Origin of the sequence: Marinobacter changyiensis (assembly GCF_009193265.1) — a bacterium.
Lineage (GTDB): Bacteria > Pseudomonadota > Gammaproteobacteria > Pseudomonadales > Oleiphilaceae > Marinobacter > Marinobacter changyiensis.
In genome coordinates this window covers 42,848-60,169 of record NZ_VZZZ01000006.1, presented here as the reverse complement: position 1 = coordinate 60,169, position 17,322 = coordinate 42,848, and the positions used below count along the sequence as shown (strand labels likewise).

The window sequence follows — 17,322 nt, the reverse complement described above, 5'->3', positions numbered from 1 at the left end:
AGACTCCGGCTCCGCATCGGCACACAATCCGTTCACGAGGCGCTCATGAAAAACAAGGAATCACCCCTTCATCCCCTTGATCAGGCGGTCGCCCTGCAGCCAATCGATCAGGGGCGCTGGCAGGGAACAACCAGCCAGACGTACGCCAATATGGTGGGACCGTTCGGTGGTACCACTGGCGCCACCCTGCTCCAGGGCGCGCTGTCCCATAATGAGCTTTTGGGTGAGCCGGTTTCCCTGACTGTCAACTTCGCAGCGCCGGTGGCTGACGGCAATTTTGAAGTGGTTGTCCGCCCCCTTCGAACCAACCGCAACAGCCAGCACTGGTGGGCGGAAATGGTCCAGGGTGGGCAAGTGGTGGCCTTTGCCACAGCGGTGACCGCTCGCCGGCGCGATACCTGGGAGCAGACGGAGGCCGCTTTTCCAGACGTTCCGCTGGCTTCCGACCTGCCGGCGTTCACGAGGGATGCAGCGCCACCCTGGACCCGGAATTACGACATGCGGTTTGTGGATGGTGAGCTATTGGGCGAGCCAGACAAGGACTATCCATCCAGGAGCCGGGTGTGGATGCGGGACCAGCCATCACGCCCGCTGGACTACGTGTCCCTGTCGGCGCTGTGTGATGCCTTCTTCCCCCGCATCTACATCCGCCGGCCGAAGCTGGTGCCTATTGGCACTGTCTCCCTGACCACCTATTTCCATGCAGGTGGTGAGCAGCTGGCCTCGGTAGGCAGTGACCATATTCTGGGTGTTGCCAGGGCAAATCACTTTGGCAAGGGCTTCTTTGATCAAAGCGCAGAAGTCTGGAGCAGGGGAGGAGCGCTTCTTGCCACGACGCACCAGGTGGTCTATTTCAAGGAGTAGCGCATGAAAGGGCGAGGGGGGGGGGTGGAGCAGAATATTCGTGAAGCCTTACCCGTCGCCGACAGTGTTTATATCTTTGCGGGTGGAAAGCGCAAATTTGCAGGCACCCAGAGGGACATCAGGGATGACGATCATTTGATGTCAATCTATATGGGCGGCCACTGAAGCACTCTATCCTCCCCAGCCCTTACCGACCCAGTCCCCGATTCAGCTCATACACAACCATATTAACGGCAGACGCCAGATTCAGGGATTCCACTGCGCGGGCGCCGGGGATGGTGAACCGGTGGGCGCTGAGCCTGGTCAGTACTTCGGTGGGTACACCTCGGGCTTCATTGCCGAACAGGTAGCAGTCATGGCTCTGGAAATCAGGGCTGGTGATCGCTTCTCCACCGATGTCCAGGCAGGCGATGTGGGGGAAACGACTGGCCAGCGTGTCCAGGCTGACCTCGGTTTCCACCGGTATATGGAAGATGGCACCCATGCTGGAGCGCACGACTTTGGGGTTGTAGGGATCAACACTGTCGGGGCTGAGCAGGCAGCGAAAGCCGCCGAACCAGGCCAGCGTGCGCAAAATGGTGCCGAGGTTGCCGGGGTCCCGGACTTCATGCAGATAGACGGCCTTTCCAACCCCTGCTGAGGCGCCGCTGGCCGCCGCTGGCAAGGGCGCGACCGCGAGTATGCCTTGCGGGGTTTTGGTATCGGCCAGGTGGGCCATCTGCCGGTCGCTAATGAGATGCCGGGGCCAGGGGCTGGGCCAGTCCTGATAGGCGCCGGTGACAAACAGTTGGGCCTGCTGCCAGTGGGGGTTGGCTTTTGCAGCCTTTTCCAGCTCCAGTACCAGGTGCTCGCCTTCCACCAGAAAGTGCCCGAGGGACTGGCGATATTTCTTCTGATGCAGCTTCCTGATGTCATCCAGCTTCACGGGTTGGTTCCCGTTTTGTTATCTGAACCCGCTTCAAGGTCGGCCAACATCGCTTTGGCGACGGCCTCCGCCACCTTGATGCCGTCCACTCCGGCCGACAGGATGCCGCCGGCGTATCCGGCACCTTCACCGGCCGGATACAGGCCGCGGGTATTCAGGCTTTGCAGGCTCTCGCGGTCCCGGGTGAGTCGGACCGGGGAAGAGGTTCGGGTTTCGACGCCGGTCAGCAGTGCATCAGCCCGATCAAAGCCCCGGATCTGTCGCCCGAACGCAGGCAGAGCCTCGCGAATGGCTTCGATGGCGTAATCCGGTAGGGAAGGCGCAAGATCGACCAGGCGGATGCCGGGCTGGTAGGAAGGCTCTACCTCGCCCAGTTTTTCTGAGGGTTTACCCGCGATAAAGTCCCCCACCAGCTGCGCGGGCGCACAGTAATCGCTGCCGCCCAGAACGTAGGCTTTGGCTTCAAGCTGTTCCTGAAGTTCCATTCCTGCCAGCGGGTCGCCAGGGTAGTCCTGCTCAGGATGGATGCTCACGACGATGCCGGAGTTCGCATTGCGCTCGTTGCGGGAGTATTGGCTCATGCCGTTGGTCACTACTCGTCCCGGCTCCGAAGTTGCGGCCACCACCGTACCACCCGGGCACATGCAAAAGCTGTAAACAGCGCGGCCGTTGCTGGCGTGATACACCAGCTTGTAATCGGCGGCTCCCAGTGCCGGATGACCGGCGTATTTGCCCAGCCGGGCATGGTCGATGAGGCTTTGTGGGTGCTCGACCCGGAATCCGATGGCAAAGGGCTTGGCTTCCAGAAAAACGCCACGCCGGTGCAACATGCGGAAGGTGTCCCGGGCGCTGTGACCCAGCGCCATCACCACATGGTGGCTCATCAGCTGTTCGCCACTGGCCAGCTCCACACCCCGGACCTGCCCGCCTTCCCGCAGCAGGTCAGTGACCTTTTGCTCAAAGCGGATCTCGCCCCCCAGGCTGATGATCTCCTCCCGCATGCGGGACACCACGCCGGTCAGACGGAAGGTGCCAATGTGAGGCTTGCTGACGAAAAGGATTTCTTCCGGCGCGCCTGCCTTGACGAATTCCGCCATGACCTTGCGGCCGTAAAATTTCGGGTCCTTGATCTGGCTGTAGAGCTTGCCATCCGAAAACAGACCGGCGCCGCCCTCACCGAACTGGACATTGGATTCCGGCGACAGCTGCTTTTTACGCCACAACGCCCAGGTATCTTTGGTGCGACGGCGCACGTCCTTGCCCCGCTCCAGCACGATGGGGCGGAAGCCCATCTGAGCCAGCAGCAGGGCCGCGAATAACCCGCATGGACCCAGCCCGACAACAATCGGTCGTTCCGACAATCCGGCAGGCGCCTGGGCGACCGGGTGGTAGGAGGTGTCCGGCGACGGGCGAACATGGGCATCGCCCGCAAACCGATCCAGCACCGCAGCTTCGTCGTTCACGGCCAGATCGACGATGTAGACGAACTTGATCTCGCTGTTTTTTTTGCGGGCGTCGTAGCTGCGTTTGAAGACGGTATAGTGCAGCAGTTCCGCATCGCGGAGTTGCAGGCGCTGCAGGATAGCGGGCCGCAGGGCTTGCTCCGGGTGCTCAAGGGGTAATGCCAGTTCGGTAACGCGAATCATGATATTTCCTGGCCGCCGGACTGAGGCCCGGCAGGTTGCGGTTGGAAAAGTGTGCCCATTGTACTGCCGCGCAGGGGGCTTGTCAGGCGCTGGGCTGCTTTTGCGGTAGGGCAGGCGGCGGCGTACAATGCGGTCTTTCCCGCAGTGAGCAAAAGGCACCCCATGGCCCGTTCCAAAAGCAGTAACCGCTGGCTCGAAGAGCACGTCAACGATCCCTTTGTGAAACAGGCGCAGCTGGACGGCTACCGCTCCCGCGCCAGTTACAAACTACTGGAAATCAATGACAAGGATCGTCTGATCCAACCCAGCGCGCTGGTGGTGGATCTGGGCTCGGCGCCGGGGGGCTGGTCCCAGGTGGCCGCCAGACTGGTGGGCCACAAGGGCCGGGTGGTGGCGTCGGATATCCTGCCCATGGACGCCATCGCCGGGGTTGAGTTCATCCAGGGCGATTTCACCGAGCAAGCGGTGTTTGACCAGATCATGACCACTCTGGATGGCGCCCTCGCGGACGTTGTCATCTCCGACATGTCACCCAACATCAGTGGTGTAAATGTGGCTGATCAGGCCGCGTCCATGTATCTGGTGGAGCTGGCGCTGGACATGGCCTGCCAGGTTCTCAAGCCCAAGGGCAGTTTTGTGGCCAAAGTGTTCCACGGTGAGGGCTATGACGACTATGTCAAAGCCGTACGCAAAGTCTTTGATAAGGTGGTGGTACGCAAGCCGGATTCCTCAAGGGCGCGGTCCCGTGAAGTGTATCTGGTGGCCAAGGGGTTTCGGGGATGTGCGCTGCCCGATCACTCCAGGTAAAGCCCGGGGCTGAAACCAAAAGGAGGCTAACTTGCGGGTTGCCCTTCTCGGTCAACTGAACCGCGGTCTGGGACTGCTACAGTCCTTTGTCATTTATCGACGTCCCGGCCGCCAGAGGTCTTTACGCCAACTCTACAGTGAGTTCATTCACCCTGGGGATCTGGTATACGATATTGGCGCCCACCTGGGGGACCGCAGCTCCGCGTTTGCCGCTCTGGGCGCACGGGTGGTGGCGCTGGAGCCGCAGCCACAACTGCTGCGGTGGCTGCGGTGGCTGACCCGACACCAACCCGGGGTAGTGTGCTTGCCACTGGCGGTAGGGCGGGCCCCGGGCAACGCCGAACTGGCGCTGAGCTTGCGCAACCCTGCGGTGGCCTCATTGGACAGCCGGTGGCGCCAGCATCTGGGCACATCCAATCCCGGTTTCCGGCATGTGCGCTGGGAGGACTCGGTCGTTGTGTCTGTTACCACCCTGGACGAACTGATACGACAGTTTGGCCAGCCCAGCTTCTGCAAGATTGATGTGGAAGGCTTTGAGGTGGAAGTGCTGGCAGGACTAAGCCACCCGCTGCCGGCACTGTCCTTCGAGTTCGTGAACGGCACTCTCGATCAGGCATTGCTATGCCTGGAGGAGTTGGAGAGGCTGGGCCGGCACGAGTTCAATGTTATTGTCGGCGAGCAACGCCGTTTTATCTGGCGATCTTGGCAAGATCCGGGCTCACTCAGGCAATGGCTTGATGCAGGAGCTGACGGGATCGCCTCGGGGGATATCTATGCCCGGCTTGCCTCCTGAGTCTCAGTCACTGCCCGTTAGCAATGCTCGTTAGAAATCACATTAATACGGCTCTTGCGGAGCACTCTAATAAATTCGATGATGGATTCAGCAGCGAAGTGACAGGAAATAACCTGGCTGTTTCAAGGGTATTGGATTAGCCCTACCTGATCCCGTGGCAGCTATGGCCAACCACAGTGGAGGGTGAGCGTATGCCGCAGATTCAGAAATACCCCGCAGGCTGGCGGGTACTGCATTGGGTAATGGCGCTGATGGTTCTGACTTTGATACCCATTGGGCTCTGGATGGCTTCACGCGCGGAGGCTGACATCTGGGGCGACCTGACGAATACACTGTTCAGTTGGCACAAAGCAATTGGCTTCAGCGTGCTATTACTGATGATCCTGCGGATCGCGATGAAAATACGGTTAAAGAGCCCGCCCTATCCGGATCACATGCCGCGCAAATTGCAGATTGCCGCCAAGAGTTTACATCACCTGATTTATATTCTGCTGGTGGTGACACCGTTGTTTGGCTGGGCCGGTGTGACGGCATATCCGGCTCTGGTCACGCTGGGTGGTTACCACCTGCCTGCCATGCCTTTCGTACCAGAGGACAAAGAACTGGCTGCCACCCTGTTTAATATACACGGATGGCTTGCCATCACCTTAAGTGTACTGATTGTCGGTCATATCGCGGCAGCTATCCGCCATATGCTCCGAAAAGATGGTATCGTCCGACGGATGGTTTAACAAAAATGTAATGGCCAGCACATGCGCGGAAACTGCTCCGTGCCCCACTTTAATGTGCCGGGCAAGGGCCCGGCACAGCACTGCCCGGGAATCAGAACTGCAACCCGAGGGCAATACCGCCAAGCATATAGCAGAAGAAGGTGATCAGGACGATCCCGACGATGTTGAGAACCACCCCGCCGCGGGCCATCTGGGCGATGGTGACCGCTCCGGTGCCGAAGACGATGGCGTTCGGCGGCGTGCCGACCGGCAGCATGAAGGCGCAGGTCGCGGCAAAGGCGGCCGGAATGAGGAGCGTCATCGGATCGGCGCCAATTCCGACCGCCACGCCTCCGAGCACGGGAATAAAGGTCGCGGCCGTGGCCGTGTTGCTGGTCACCTCCGTGAGGAAAAGCACAAGCGTGGTCACGGCGGCGACCAGCAACAGGATCGGCAGTACCTGCAGCCCGGTAATCTGCTCGCCGAACCAGCTGTCGAGGCCGGTTGATGCCACTGCACCGGCGAGGCTCAGGCCGCCACCGAACAGCAGCAGTACACCCCAGGGCAACCCATCCTCGGCGTCCTGCCAATTCAGTACCATTTCGCCCCGACCTCTGCCGGGCAGGATGAACATCGCAATGCCAGCGGCGATGGCGATGGCGGTATCATTGAGATTGCCGAGCGGCCCCAACAGATCTCCCACCCATGGGAGGGTGGCGAGCAGTCCGGGCACAACCCACAGGAACGCCGCCGAGCCGAAAACGATCATCACCATCTTCTCGCCCTGGCTGAGCGGCCCGAGCTTGTGAATCTCGCCCTCGATCATCTCCTTTCCGCCGGGAATATCCGCGACATCGAAACGGTATAGCACGCGTGTCATTAGCACCCAGCCTACCAGGATGAAGGCGACGGCCAGAGGTACGCCTACAATCATCCATTCGAGGAAACCGATGGTGCGACCCAGTTCGTCGGCGGCGTAGCCGGCAACGATGGCGTTCGGCGGGCTGCCGAGCAGGGTGCCGAGGCCGCCCATGCTCGCCGACCAGGCGATGGCGAGGAGCAGGCAGATACCGAATTGCTTGATGTTGTTGTCGAAGATGAAATCCACGTGGCCGGCCCGGTGGTGGTCGCGCGCGTGGCCTGCGGGGTCGTGACCGGGTGTCGCCGAAACCACGGACTCACCGCTGCGCTCCGCGACCAGGCGGAGTACGGACAGCCCGATTGGCAGCATCATCAAGGTCGTCGCGGTGTTCGAGACCCACATCGAGAGAAAACCGGTGGCGAGCATCATGCCGAGCACGATCCGCTTCGGCTCGACACCTACCTGGGCGAGCGTCAGGAGTGCAATACGCCGGTGGAGGTTCCATTTTTCCATCGCGATGGCGATCAGGAAACCGCCGAGGAACATAAACACGATGGAACTTGCGTAGGGCGCTGTGGCCTCGCCGACCGTTCGCGCCGTCAGCATCGGAATCAGCACAATCGGTAATAGGGAAGTGACCGAGAGCGGGATCGCCTCGGTCATCCACCAGATTGCCATCAAGGTGGCGATCGTTGCGACCCAGCGCGCGTCCGACGACAGCCCGTCGGCCAGGCCCATGGCGAGCCAGACCAGCAGCGCCATGAGCAACCCGAAGGCGCGCAGGCTCCATGTCATCGTGGCGGATCGACCGCCGGGCCCTTCAGCCCCGGCCAATTCATCATGCTCTTCCTGCTGGCGTGGTTGTTCGGCCATGTTTATGTCCTCCCCCAGCGAAAATTTCTTATCCGACGGACTGCCTAATTTTAAGCTAGTTGGTCCTTTTCCGCTGTCAAGCTATTTGAACCTCAGCGACTGTTAAACGGCTCTGAATCCATAAGGGGCGGGACGAAGTTCCATGCCTGCTCCAAATGGCCGAACTGACGAAGAACACTTCCGGGCGTGGGCAGGACCTGTACGAAGAGGAAGTGCTGTTCCCTAAGGGTAGTGACTCGGGACAGTCGTCTTATGAGCGTGAAGTTCGTTAGAGTTCGTTCTGGGGAGGGTGGGACTATGCTAAACAGATACGATAACGGAGGATGCCAGCATCTTCTTCGCGGATCCACTCAATCCTGTGACCGGTCAGCTCACACAGTAACTGTAAATCCCGGCGGCCGCTCGGGTCATCGGCCAAAAACTCGACCTGCGTGCCGCTAGGCAAATTCTGGATGCGTTTCTTTAAACGAAGAATGGGGAGAGGGCACACCAGACCGACGGCATCGATCTGGTGTACCTTCTGGTGTGCCTCTTGATCTGTGGCTGATTGATCAGTCAAGCCGCACGCTCTCACTGCTGTATTGCTCGGCTGAAGACCACCCGAACTGATCCAGAACTACCGGGGCGAGAAAGGCAATCACCAGGGCTGCGACGAATGCGGAAACCATAACTTTCATGATGATTCTCCTTTGCCCTGTTTAGCCTGGACCTCGTCCACCCACAGATCGTGGTGCTGGCGCGCCCATTCCAGATCAACCTGTCCGTTGCCCATGGCATCGTACGCACCTTCCATACCGACGGTACCGATATAAATGTGTGCGATGATAGCCACCATCATCAGGAACGCCACAACCGAGTGCCAGATGTTGGACAACTGCATCTCTTCATGCGGTGCCAGGGCTGTCGGGAAATTGGTCCCCAGGATACTGTTCATAAAGCCAAAGGTGTCAGCAAACATGGGCATTTGAAATGGAAACAACAGCGACAGGCCCGACAATGACACTGAAAAGCCCAGTATCATTACAGTCCAGAAAACAATTTTCTGGCCGGCATTGAACTTCTTTGCCGAAGGGTGGGACTTGGTAAAGATACCGCCGCCCGCCTTAAGCCACTGCCAATCCAGCTTGTTGGGGATGTTATGCACCACCCACATGCAGAACGTCAGCACCAGACCCAACATAAAGGCCCAGGAAATGTTGTTGTGAATCCACTTGGCGCCGACAGCCAGAGTAGAAAAGGCTTCGAGCCCGATGACAGGGATCAGGAAACTGCGTCCCATAAGGGTAATCAGGCCCGTCAGGGCCAAGGCGACAAACGAGCCCGCCAACAACCAATGGCCAAATCGTTCGATGGCCTTGAATCGTTCAATCTTGGTGCCTGAAGGGCCGCCGTCGATCCTGATTTTGCCGCGAACAAAGTAAAATACCACCAGTAGTAACACGAAGCCCAGAATTGCACCACCGCCATAGGCGATGACCGGCCCCTCCCGTAACTGATACCAGGACATGCCTCCGTCCTGGATCAGGACGTCGACCGCAGGACCCCGTACCTGCGTGCTGGGGTCAAGCTCGTTGTAGCGAATGCCGCGCCAGGCGTCTGCATCAGAGCGCCCTCCCAGAGTGCCCAGTTCATCACTGATCGGCGCCGCGTTGGCTGGATCCCCCAGGTTTTCAGATCGAAAGGTCTCGTCAACTTCCATCTGCGCCTGACGAGCCATTATATCTTCGAGGGTTTGAGCGCCCCCGGTACTGGTTCGATCAACCTCGGGGGCTTCTTCCGCCCAGCCAGGATTGAAAAGCAGTGTCGCCAGTACAAAAACGGCGGCACCGAATATTTTAAAGTTCATGAGAGCACTCCAGCGGAATCAACAGAAAGAACTCGTTGCCTGAAGGAATTCCGGGGCCCCTCTAGGCCTAGACCCCGGAACAATCAGGCGAGCTTAAGCGCCCTTCTTCTCGTAGGCTGTGCCCCATCCCCAGGCGCCGGAACCGAAACCCCGGTTCACCACGCGCTGGCGATAGATGTCCGCCACCTCATTGCCATCACCGGCCAACAGGGCTTTGGTTGAGCACATTTCCGCACAGATCGGCAACTTGCCTTCGGCAATACGGTTGCGACCGTATTTGGAGAACTCGGCCGTGGAGTTGTCTTCTTCAGGACCACCTGCACAGAATGTGCATTTGTCCATCTTGCCCCGGCTGCCGAAGTTGCCCGCTTGCGGGAACTGGGGCGCGCCGAAGGGGCAGGCATAGAAGCAGTATCCACAACCGATGCACAGATCCTTGGAGTGCAACACGATGCCGTCTTCGGTCTGGTAGAAACAGTCCACCGGACAGACGGCCATACAGGGCGCGTCTGAACAGTGCATGCAAGCTACCGAGATCGAACGCTCGCCAGGCTTACCGTCTTCGATGGTCACCACACGTCGACGATTGATGCCCCAGGGGACCTCATGTTCATTCTTACAGGCTGTAACGCAGGCATTACATTCAATGCAGCGTTCGGCATCGCAAAGAAACTTTGCTCGTGCTTGTCCTTCAAGTGCCATGTTGTACACCTCTTATTGTTATGCCGGCATAATCGCACACAGGGTGCACTTGGTCTCTTGCATCTGCGTGACCGAGTCATACCCGTATGTCTGAACCGTGTTACTGGATTCACCCAGGACGTAGGGATCCGCACCTTTGGGATACTTGTCCCTCAGGTCCTTACCTTCCAGGTGTCCCCCGAAGTGGAAGGGCATAAAGACCACACCTCTGCCGACGCGTTCTGTGATCATCGCCTTCACCTTGATGCGCGCGCCTTCAGGCCCGGAAACCCAGACGTCGTTGCCTTCACGAATGTTCAGGTTATTCGCATCGTACGGATTCACCTCGATGAACATGTCCTGCTGTAGCTCCGCCAGCCATGGGTTCGAGCGAGTCTCGTCACCACCACCCTCATATTCAACCAGACGGCCTGAAGTGAGAATGAGGGGGAAGTCCTTGCTGAAGTCCTTCTTCTGAATGGACTCGTACAGGGTCGGGACGCGCCAGAAATGCTTGTCGGCATAGGTCGGGTAATCTTCCACCAGATCGCGACGGTTAGTGTACAGTGGCTCCCGGTGTAGCGGTACCGGATCCGGGAAATTCCAGACCACCGTACGCGCTTTGGCGTTACCAAAGGGTGCACACTCGTGTTTGATCGCAACACGCTGTATACCGCCTGACAGATCTGTCTTCCAGTTGGTCTCTGGACCTGCAACGCCATCAATACTGGCACGCTCTTCGGCAGTCAGGTCCCCATCCCAGCCCAAATCCATCAACATCTGCATGGTAAACTCGGGGTACCCGTCTTTGATCTCCGAGTTTTTCGAGTAGACCCCTTCAGCAAGCAAGTTCTCGCCGTCGCGCTCGACACCAAAACGGGCGCGGAAGGTGAGGCCGCCCTTGGACACCGGCAATGACATATCGTACAGGTTTGGTGTTCCCGGATGGTTCATCTCGGCTGTGCCCCAGCATGGCCACGGCATACCGTAGATATCACCATCGCAGGGTCCGCCCACCGCACGCAGGCTGGTCCGGTCAAAGTGGTGCTGGTTCGCCATGTGCTTTTTGAGACGTTCAGGCGATTGACCGGTATAGCCGATGGTCCACATGCCCCGGTTGAATTCGCGAGTGATGTCCTCAATCACCGGTTCGTCGCCTTCAAGAGCAATGTTGCGGAACAGGCGATCGGTAAAACCGAACTTGTCAGCAAACAGCTTCATGATTTCATGATCGACTTTCGAGTCAAATAGCGGCTCGATGACCTTTTCACGCCACTGGAGCGATCGGTTGGAAGCGGTTACTGAGCCTAATGTCTCGAACTGGGTTGTTGCAGGCAACAGGTAGGCGCCGTCCTTACGATCGTGTAGCACCGCTGACACGGTGGGGAAAGGATCCACTACGACCAACAGGTCCAGCTTTTCCATGGCCTCCTTCATTTCCAGCATACGGGTCTGCGAGTTGGGTGCGTGACCCCACAGAACCATCGCTCGGGTGTTGTCGGGCTGGTCCAGGTTTTCTTTGGCCTCCAGAACACCATCAATCCAGCGGGACACGGGAATGCCTTTCTCGTTCATCATCGCGCGGGACTTGCCATCTTTGTCCCAAACCGCAAAGCGGCCTTTCAGCCAGTCCAGGTCTTCCTCCCAGACTCGGGCCCAGTGAGCCCAGGAACCAGCGGCCAGGCCATAGTAGCCAGGCAGCGTATCTGCAAGGACACCAAGGTCTGTGGCGCCCTGAACATTGTCGTGTCCGCGGAAGATGTTGGTGCCGCCGCCGGGGACGCCCATGTTGCCAAGTGCCAGCTGTAATACGCAGTACGCACGGGTGTTGTTGTTGCCATTGGTGTGCTGGGTACCACCCATGCACCAGATCACAGTACCCGGCCGGTTGTTGACCAGAGTACGCGCCACACGCTCGAGTTGCGCACCGGGTGCACCGGTAACACGCTCCACTTCCTCGGGGTTCCAGCGCTTCACCTCTTCACGGATGTCGTCCATGCCATACACTCGGGTGCGGATGAACTCCTTGTCTTCCCAGCTGTTCTCGAAAATGTGCCACAACAGGCCCCAGATCAACGCGACGTCTGAACCCGGCCGGAAGCGCACATATTCATCAGCATGAGCCGCAGTTCGCGTGAAACGCGGATCACAGACAATGAGCGGCGCGTTGTTCTGTTCCTTGGCTTTGAGAATGTGCAGCAGCGATACCGGATGCGCTTCCGCGGGGTTACCCCCGATCAGAAAGATCGCTTTGGAATTGTGGATGTCGTTGTACGAGTTGGTCATTGCACCGTAGCCCCAGGTATTGGCTACGCCGGCGACCGTTGTTGAGTGACAGATCCGGGCCTGGTGATCGACGTTGTTGGTGCCCCAGTAGGCGGCAAATTTGCGGTACAGATACGCCTGTTCGTTGTTGAACTTTGCGCTTCCCAGCCAGTAGACCGAGTCAGGACCGCTCTCATCGCGGATCTGCAACATCTTGTCGCCGATCTCGTTGATCGCCTGTTCCCAGGGAATCTTCTGCCATTGGCCGTTGACCATTTTCATGGGATATTTCAGGCGGCGTTCACCGTGACCGTGCTCTCGCACCGAGGCGCCCTTGGCGCAGTGAGCGCCCATATTAAAGGGACTGTCCCAGCCGGGCTCCTGACCTGTCCATACGCCATTCTGAACCTCAGCCTCGACCGTGCAGCCGACCGAGCAGTGCGTACACACTGACTTCTTGCGAACGACTTCGCCACCCCCCGTCGACGGGGTTGCAGCCTTGACGCGCGTGGACGGCAGCGATAAAGCCGCCAGGCCGCCCACTGCGACACCGGAGGCGGTCAGGAACCCCCTGCGGTCCATGGTCGTTGCAGCGAGGGATGAAAGTAAAGATCCCGCACGGGAGCCTTTCGCTACCCCGTTGGTTTTCTTCCTCAACATGTCTCGTACCTCTCTCTTTTTTTTATTCTCGTTTTCCCGGAAATGCGGTCACCCAAGAGCCTTTCGCAACCTTGAATGACTCACGCTTCCTCAGAAGCGAGCCGATTCCAGATACTTTCGTGTGTGCTCAGTGTCACGTAGACCGCGGCTTTTAGGGACGTCTTTGACAACGACCTCGGCTGCGGCGTGCGGTGCTACTGCCAAGGCAACGGCAGCCGGCACTGCTGTTGCTGCCATCCGCAGGAAACGGCGACGGCTGTTTTCACGCTGTTGGTTGTCCATCGGACACCTCCACCTGGGTTAAGGGATCGGGCAGATCCCGGTTATTGAAGTGCAAACGCATCGGCTTCTATGTCCATGAAAGCCCGACCCAGCGAGCCCACAGGAGTGTAGAAAATCGCGGTTTGCGCTGTCTCCAAATCGGTAAAAAACAACGCCGCCCACTTTGCCAGGTGCGCGTCAAAAAAGGCTTTTTGAGAAGACAAATCACTGTCACATTCGAACGCGCCCGTAATGATGCCCGCCATGATTTCACACAGCGTGCCCATATGATCCTCTGGTTCTTTAACGTCGTCACTGGCTTTGATGCCCCTGGCCATCAGATCGCCACGCAAATCCGCAAGGGGCTTCTCGTTCAGAAAACCGGTCAGATAATAACTGGCGAACGGGAGCAGTTCACCACGGCCGACTCCGACGAACAGATTGTTGTACTCCTGCCTGGCGTCATCTGGCGCGGTGCGTTTCGCAAGAGCGGCCAGATTTTTAGAGGCGGTCCCCAAAACGGTGTCATCACCTTGCAAGGATGCCAAGCCCCGGAGTAGCTCACTTGAAGGTGGGCCGCCCAGCAAGACACCCAGCAACTGATACATTTGGGCGCGCGAGCGATCTTCGTCGGTGATAGAGCGAGGGCACTGGATTTCTGCGGCGTTGGCCAAGTCGTTGTCCTTAGCATTATTGTTTGACGTGTTATGGTTTGGCGTTTTCAGTATTAATAATTTTTCATTATTGTTCTTTATAGCCCCGATCTGATTCTGGCGCAACTGTGCTTCCTGACACTAACAGTCAAAACGCATCCGGGGACGATAGCGCGGTGCAGGTTCCGCCTCAGCCTCGGCAACCACAGGTTCGACATGGCGAGTTGTGGACTCAACAGTGACTAAGGATTCAACAGCGATTTCGGGCTCTGATCTCTCAGCTACTCTCTCGGGTATTCTCTCGGTTTCCACTGCAGGGGCAATAGTTTCCGAAGTCTCGGCCTGCTCCTGAATCTGATCCTCGACTTGCTCGTCAACCTTTGGGGTTCTGTCAAAACCCTGGCCTACCTTGTACAAGGTCTTTATGACCCTGGGTGCAGTCGCAGCGTCAGTGAAATCTTCATCGTAGTCATTGAGCCCGTCCAGCACCGCCAGAACGGGATTGGATTTCCAGAGCGAGCGCAAGGCCCGGCGGCGCAAGAGTTCAGGAATCTCTTTTCGCATGAACCCTGTAATGTCGGTACCGAGCTCGATGGCATCCGGGTCCGGCAAATCGTACTTCTCCAGCACCTCGTGCTCAGGCAAAGCCTCATTGATGGTGAGGTCTCGTTCTTCGGATGATGGCTCGGTCTCAGTAGTCGAAGGAGGGGCAAGCTCAACCTCTTTGCTGGCTTTGGTTTTTTTGCGCGACCAACGCTGTAAGCGTGACTCAGCCATCAGTGCACTCTCGGTTTTTTACTGTTGGGAGGGGGCCGGTAAACGTCGCTATCCTGACGGATGCGTGCATCGCCCTTGCCGTCCTCGATACCATCAACACTGATCTCGTCACGACGGCGTTTCTTGAAAGGCTCTTCGATGTAGTGCATGTCGATAAATTCTTTGATCCAGGCCGCCAGGGACTCCGGAATCGGAACAGCTTCGACGATGCTCTCGCCACTGTCCAGAGCATCAAGCGCCTCATGGGCACTGGCCGTAATGGTGCTGACAACCCATCCTGATGGAGAGCGGCTGGACTGATCCTTATCCATCACGACCCAGACGGAGGGAGCGGCCATATTCAGGGATACAAGGTAACCTTCTACATCGGCGCGAAATAATTCCATCGCAACAGTGCCCGCGTGATAATCGACCACCTCGCCCTCGCGGACCAACTCTTTCCAGAACGCCTCGGGCGCGCCGGGTATAACAGCCACCGGCTTCCAGATATACCTTGCCCATTGGGTTACACCGGGCGACCGGCGAACGACGGCACCGATTTGTAACTCGCGCTTCCAGCTTTCGATGTTTCGGCTCATGACAGCTCTCTTTTTTCATTAAGTTAGCAGAGCGCAATCAATTATCCAATTGTCGAACGGCAAACGGGTGTGGCATGCTCGACAATCGGTAACTGAAGCGTATACGTATAAAAATAACTAAAAGAGTCAATATTCTGATGACGGCACACAAAACCCTACTGTTATGCACCTGCGATAAAACCCAGTCTTTTAATTCCAAGGCACTGCAAACGGCCGCAGCAGCGGCGCAGGTGATCACGGTGGATCAACTGTGCGGCAACGATATGAAGACGGCTGCCGAACACCTGGGCGGCAGTAACGAATTGCTCATTGCTTGTGGCCAACAGGCGGCCTTGTTCGAGCGGTTAAGCGAGGACGTACACGCTGAAATTGAGCATTCCGCACCGCTGAGTGCCATCGACATCCGGGATCGCGCTGGCTGGAGCGCATCAAGCGCAAAGCCCAAGCGCGTGCACGCCAAGCAGGCGGCCCTGATTGCCGCGGCCCAGTTACCGGCTTCCATGGCGCCGGTGAAAACCATTCAGTCCAGCGGGGTGTGTTGCATTGTCGGCCCCACCGAACAGGCCATCAGGATGGCCGAGCTGGTACAGGACGAGCTGGGCGTCACGTGTATCGTCAATGATGCGGGGCCGATACAACTGCCCTCCGCCGGTTACAACATGGCCAGAGGCCGATTGACCACCGCCCAGGGCGCGCTGGGCTGCTTCAAACTGGAGTTTGCTCAGTTGCAAACTCTGAATCCCGCTGGCCGCGGCGCACTCGGTTATGGTGAGGTTAGCGCCACCGCCCGCAGTGAGTGCGACGTGTTCATCGACCTGCGCGGCGGCGAGCCAGCGTTTCCCAGTCATCAAAAACGCAACGGCTACTTTTGGGCCGACCCGACCAAAACCGGAGAGTTAGAGCGTATCGCTCTGACTGCCAGGGACCGGGTCGGTGAGTTTGAGAAAACCGTGTATTTCAGGTTGGAAACCTCGTTGTGTGCGCACTCCCGAGCGAACCAGACCGGTTGCACCCGCTGTCTGGACGTCTGCCCCACCGAGGCCATTTTTTCCGCTGGGGACCACGTACAAATCGACTCAGATATTTGCGCCGGTTGCGGGTCCTGTGCGGCGGTCTGCCCAACTTCAGCCGTGACCATGAATGAAACTCCCTTCGAGGCCCTGACCCAGGTCATGGCCGTTATGACCAGGGTCTATCGCGAGCATACCGACGAATCCCCGCGCCTGGTTTTTCACACCTTGGGCGCTGGTACTGATTCCATTGCCCACCTGGCACGATACGGCGATGGACTGGCGGACGATCTGATCCCGCTGGGGCTGGAGCATGTCGATCGTGTCGGCCATGCCGAGATAATGGCCGCATTTGGCGCGGGCTACGCCGAAGTCCTGATCCTGGCGGACAACGAGACCGACCGGCGGGCCGTTACCGCGGAAGTTGAACTGGCTCAGGCCCTGCTTAAGGGCACCCATAACGCCCCCAGCCGAGTCCGGGTGATCGCAGCCGACGAACTCAGCGCCGCTGGAGACAACGCCGGGCGAGTCTGCGAACCGGTTCTGCTGGTCGGCGGCCGCCGGGACATCACGCGGGTCACCGTCGGTGCAATGGCTGACAGGATCGAAGCGCCGATCCCCCTGCCAGTGGGCGCACCTTACGGCGCGATCGAGATCAATTCCGACCAATGCACGCTCTGCCTGGCCTGCGTATCACTTTGCCCCACCGGTGCTCTCGGCGACCACCCTGACCGGCCAGAAGTTCAATTCACGGAAAACGCCTGCGTTCAATGCGGCGTTTGCGAAAGTACCTGCCCGGAGACGGCCATCACGCTGATACCCCAGCTGGATGTATCAAAAGACGCCCTGAGTGCCCGGGCGCTGCATGGTGAAGACCCTTTCGAATGCATAAAATGTGGCACGCCCTTCGGCGTCGCCAGCACCATTAACCGAATCGTTGAAAAACTGGAAAACAAACACTGGATGTACACCAAGTCTGACAATGTTCAGCTCATCAAGATGTGTGACGACTGTCGAGTCAACGCCCAATTCCATGGGGACAATGCGCCCATGGCGGGTGGCGAGCGTCCTCGGGTTCGCACCAGTGACGACTACCTGGACAGCTAAAAAC

General features: G+C 58.4%; 17 protein-coding genes. 6 read left to right on the top strand and 11 right to left on the bottom strand.

Going from position 1 to position 17,322, the window contains the following annotated elements:
* Positions 1-45: 45 nt before the first annotated feature.
* Complete coding sequence (locus tag F6Y09_RS16040) at positions 46-864, top strand: acyl-CoA thioesterase (protein ID WP_152207959.1); 819 nt, start codon at positions 46-48, stop codon at positions 862-864.
* Between the two features lie 3 nt (positions 865-867).
* Complete coding sequence (locus F6Y09_RS16035; RefSeq protein ID WP_179959445.1) at positions 868-1,029, top strand: hypothetical protein; 162 nt, start codon at positions 868-870, stop codon at positions 1,027-1,029.
* 22 nt (positions 1,030-1,051) lie between these two features.
* Here the strand turns inward: F6Y09_RS16035 and F6Y09_RS16030 are convergent, their stop codons facing one another.
* A complete protein-coding gene (locus F6Y09_RS16030) occupies positions 1,052-1,789 on the bottom strand; it encodes an RNA methyltransferase (RefSeq protein WP_152207958.1) in 738 nt (245 codons plus the stop codon).
* Entirely contained in the window at positions 1,786-3,435 is a 1,650-nt protein-coding gene (locus F6Y09_RS16025; RefSeq protein WP_152207957.1) for an NAD(P)/FAD-dependent oxidoreductase, read from the bottom strand. The genes F6Y09_RS16030 and F6Y09_RS16025 overlap by 4 nt, the downstream gene beginning before the upstream one ends.
* Before the next feature lie 162 nt (positions 3,436-3,597).
* Between F6Y09_RS16025 and rlmE the strand changes: the two genes are divergently transcribed.
* From rlmE to F6Y09_RS16010, 3 genes are all read left to right on the top strand, one after another.
* Complete coding sequence (gene rlmE, locus F6Y09_RS16020) at positions 3,598-4,242, top strand: 23S rRNA (uridine(2552)-2'-O)-methyltransferase RlmE (RefSeq protein ID WP_152207956.1); 645 nt, start codon at positions 3,598-3,600, stop codon at positions 4,240-4,242.
* 31 nt (positions 4,243-4,273) lie between these two features.
* Positions 4,274-5,035, top strand: a complete 762-nt coding sequence (locus tag F6Y09_RS16015) for an FkbM family methyltransferase (protein WP_152207955.1) — start codon at positions 4,274-4,276, stop codon at positions 5,033-5,035.
* Positions 5,036-5,226: 191 nt separating this feature from the next.
* Positions 5,227-5,766, top strand: a complete 540-nt coding sequence (locus F6Y09_RS16010) for a cytochrome b (RefSeq protein WP_152207954.1) — start codon at positions 5,227-5,229, stop codon at positions 5,764-5,766.
* 91 nt (positions 5,767-5,857) lie between these two features.
* Here the strand turns inward: F6Y09_RS16010 and F6Y09_RS16005 are convergent, their stop codons facing one another.
* The 9 genes from F6Y09_RS16005 to F6Y09_RS15965 form a co-directional block, all read right to left on the bottom strand.
* Positions 5,858-7,480 carry an SLC13 family permease gene (locus F6Y09_RS16005; RefSeq protein WP_152207953.1) on the bottom strand — a complete coding sequence of 541 codons (1,623 nt, stop codon included), beginning with the start codon at positions 7,478-7,480 and terminating at the stop codon, positions 5,858-5,860.
* Positions 7,481-7,775: 295 nt separating this feature from the next.
* Entirely contained in the window at positions 7,776-8,039 is a 264-nt protein-coding gene (locus tag F6Y09_RS16000) for a sulfurtransferase TusA family protein (protein WP_152207952.1), read from the bottom strand.
* Positions 8,032-8,157, bottom strand: coding sequence for a hypothetical protein (locus F6Y09_RS20720; RefSeq protein ID WP_281348224.1), 126 nt, complete (start codon positions 8,155-8,157; stop codon positions 8,032-8,034). The genes F6Y09_RS16000 and F6Y09_RS20720 overlap by 8 nt, the downstream gene beginning before the upstream one ends.
* The gene (locus F6Y09_RS15995) at positions 8,154-9,326 is read right to left on the bottom strand and encodes a formate dehydrogenase subunit gamma (RefSeq protein WP_152207951.1); all 1,173 of its coding nucleotides are present in this window, start codon (positions 9,324-9,326) and stop codon (positions 8,154-8,156) included. The genes F6Y09_RS20720 and F6Y09_RS15995 overlap by 4 nt, the downstream gene beginning before the upstream one ends.
* 93 nt (positions 9,327-9,419) lie before the next feature.
* Entirely contained in the window at positions 9,420-10,028 is a 609-nt protein-coding gene (fdh3B, locus tag F6Y09_RS15990; RefSeq protein ID WP_099617849.1) for a formate dehydrogenase FDH3 subunit beta, read from the bottom strand.
* A gap of 18 nt (positions 10,029-10,046) precedes the next feature.
* Complete coding sequence (locus tag F6Y09_RS15985; protein WP_152207950.1) at positions 10,047-12,932, bottom strand: formate dehydrogenase subunit alpha; 2,886 nt, start codon at positions 12,930-12,932, stop codon at positions 10,047-10,049.
* 323 nt (positions 12,933-13,255) lie between these two features.
* Positions 13,256-13,972, bottom strand: coding sequence for a TorD/DmsD family molecular chaperone (locus F6Y09_RS15975; protein WP_246180568.1), 717 nt, complete (start codon positions 13,970-13,972; stop codon positions 13,256-13,258).
* 15 nt (positions 13,973-13,987) lie between these two features.
* On the bottom strand, positions 13,988-14,623 hold the full coding sequence (locus tag F6Y09_RS15970) for a DUF3306 domain-containing protein (protein ID WP_152207948.1): 636 nt from the start codon (positions 14,621-14,623) through the stop codon (positions 13,988-13,990).
* The gene (locus tag F6Y09_RS15965) at positions 14,623-15,201 is read right to left on the bottom strand and encodes a DUF3305 domain-containing protein (RefSeq protein WP_152207947.1); all 579 of its coding nucleotides are present in this window, start codon (positions 15,199-15,201) and stop codon (positions 14,623-14,625) included. Before F6Y09_RS15965 ends, F6Y09_RS15970 begins: the two co-directional genes overlap by 1 nt.
* 137 nt (positions 15,202-15,338) lie before the next feature.
* Between F6Y09_RS15965 and F6Y09_RS15960 the strand changes: the two genes are divergently transcribed.
* The gene (locus tag F6Y09_RS15960) at positions 15,339-17,318 is read left to right on the top strand and encodes a 4Fe-4S binding protein (protein WP_152207946.1); all 1,980 of its coding nucleotides are present in this window, start codon (positions 15,339-15,341) and stop codon (positions 17,316-17,318) included.
* Positions 17,319-17,322: the final 4 nt, after the last annotated feature.

Coding starts and splice junctions, on each gene's coding strand:
- F6Y09_RS16025 (WP_152207957.1), bottom strand. CDS start 3,435: ATGATTCGCGTTACCGAACTGGCATTACCCCTTGAGCACCCGGAGCAA.
- F6Y09_RS15970 (WP_152207948.1), bottom strand. CDS start 14,623: ATGGCTGAGTCACGCTTACAGCGTTGGTCGCGCAAAAAAACCAAAGCC.
- F6Y09_RS16005 (WP_152207953.1), bottom strand. CDS start 7,480: ATGGCCGAACAACCACGCCAGCAGGAAGAGCATGATGAATTGGCCGGG.
- rlmE (WP_152207956.1), top strand. CDS start 3,598: ATGGCCCGTTCCAAAAGCAGTAACCGCTGGCTCGAAGAGCACGTCAAC.
- F6Y09_RS15960 (WP_152207946.1), top strand. CDS start 15,339: ATGACGGCACACAAAACCCTACTGTTATGCACCTGCGATAAAACCCAG.
- F6Y09_RS15985 (WP_152207950.1), bottom strand. CDS start 12,932: ATGTTGAGGAAGAAAACCAACGGGGTAGCGAAAGGCTCCCGTGCGGGA.
- fdh3B (WP_099617849.1), bottom strand. CDS start 10,028: ATGGCACTTGAAGGACAAGCACGAGCAAAGTTTCTTTGCGATGCCGAA.
- F6Y09_RS16040 (WP_152207959.1), top strand. CDS start 46: ATGAAAAACAAGGAATCACCCCTTCATCCCCTTGATCAGGCGGTCGCC.
- F6Y09_RS15965 (WP_152207947.1), bottom strand. CDS start 15,201: ATGAGCCGAAACATCGAAAGCTGGAAGCGCGAGTTACAAATCGGTGCC.
- F6Y09_RS16010 (WP_152207954.1), top strand. CDS start 5,227: ATGCCGCAGATTCAGAAATACCCCGCAGGCTGGCGGGTACTGCATTGG.
- F6Y09_RS20720 (WP_281348224.1), bottom strand. CDS start 8,157: ATGAAAGTTATGGTTTCCGCATTCGTCGCAGCCCTGGTGATTGCCTTT.
- F6Y09_RS15995 (WP_152207951.1), bottom strand. CDS start 9,326: ATGAACTTTAAAATATTCGGTGCCGCCGTTTTTGTACTGGCGACACTG.
- F6Y09_RS16035 (WP_179959445.1), top strand. CDS start 868: ATGAAAGGGCGAGGGGGGGGGGTGGAGCAGAATATTCGTGAAGCCTTA.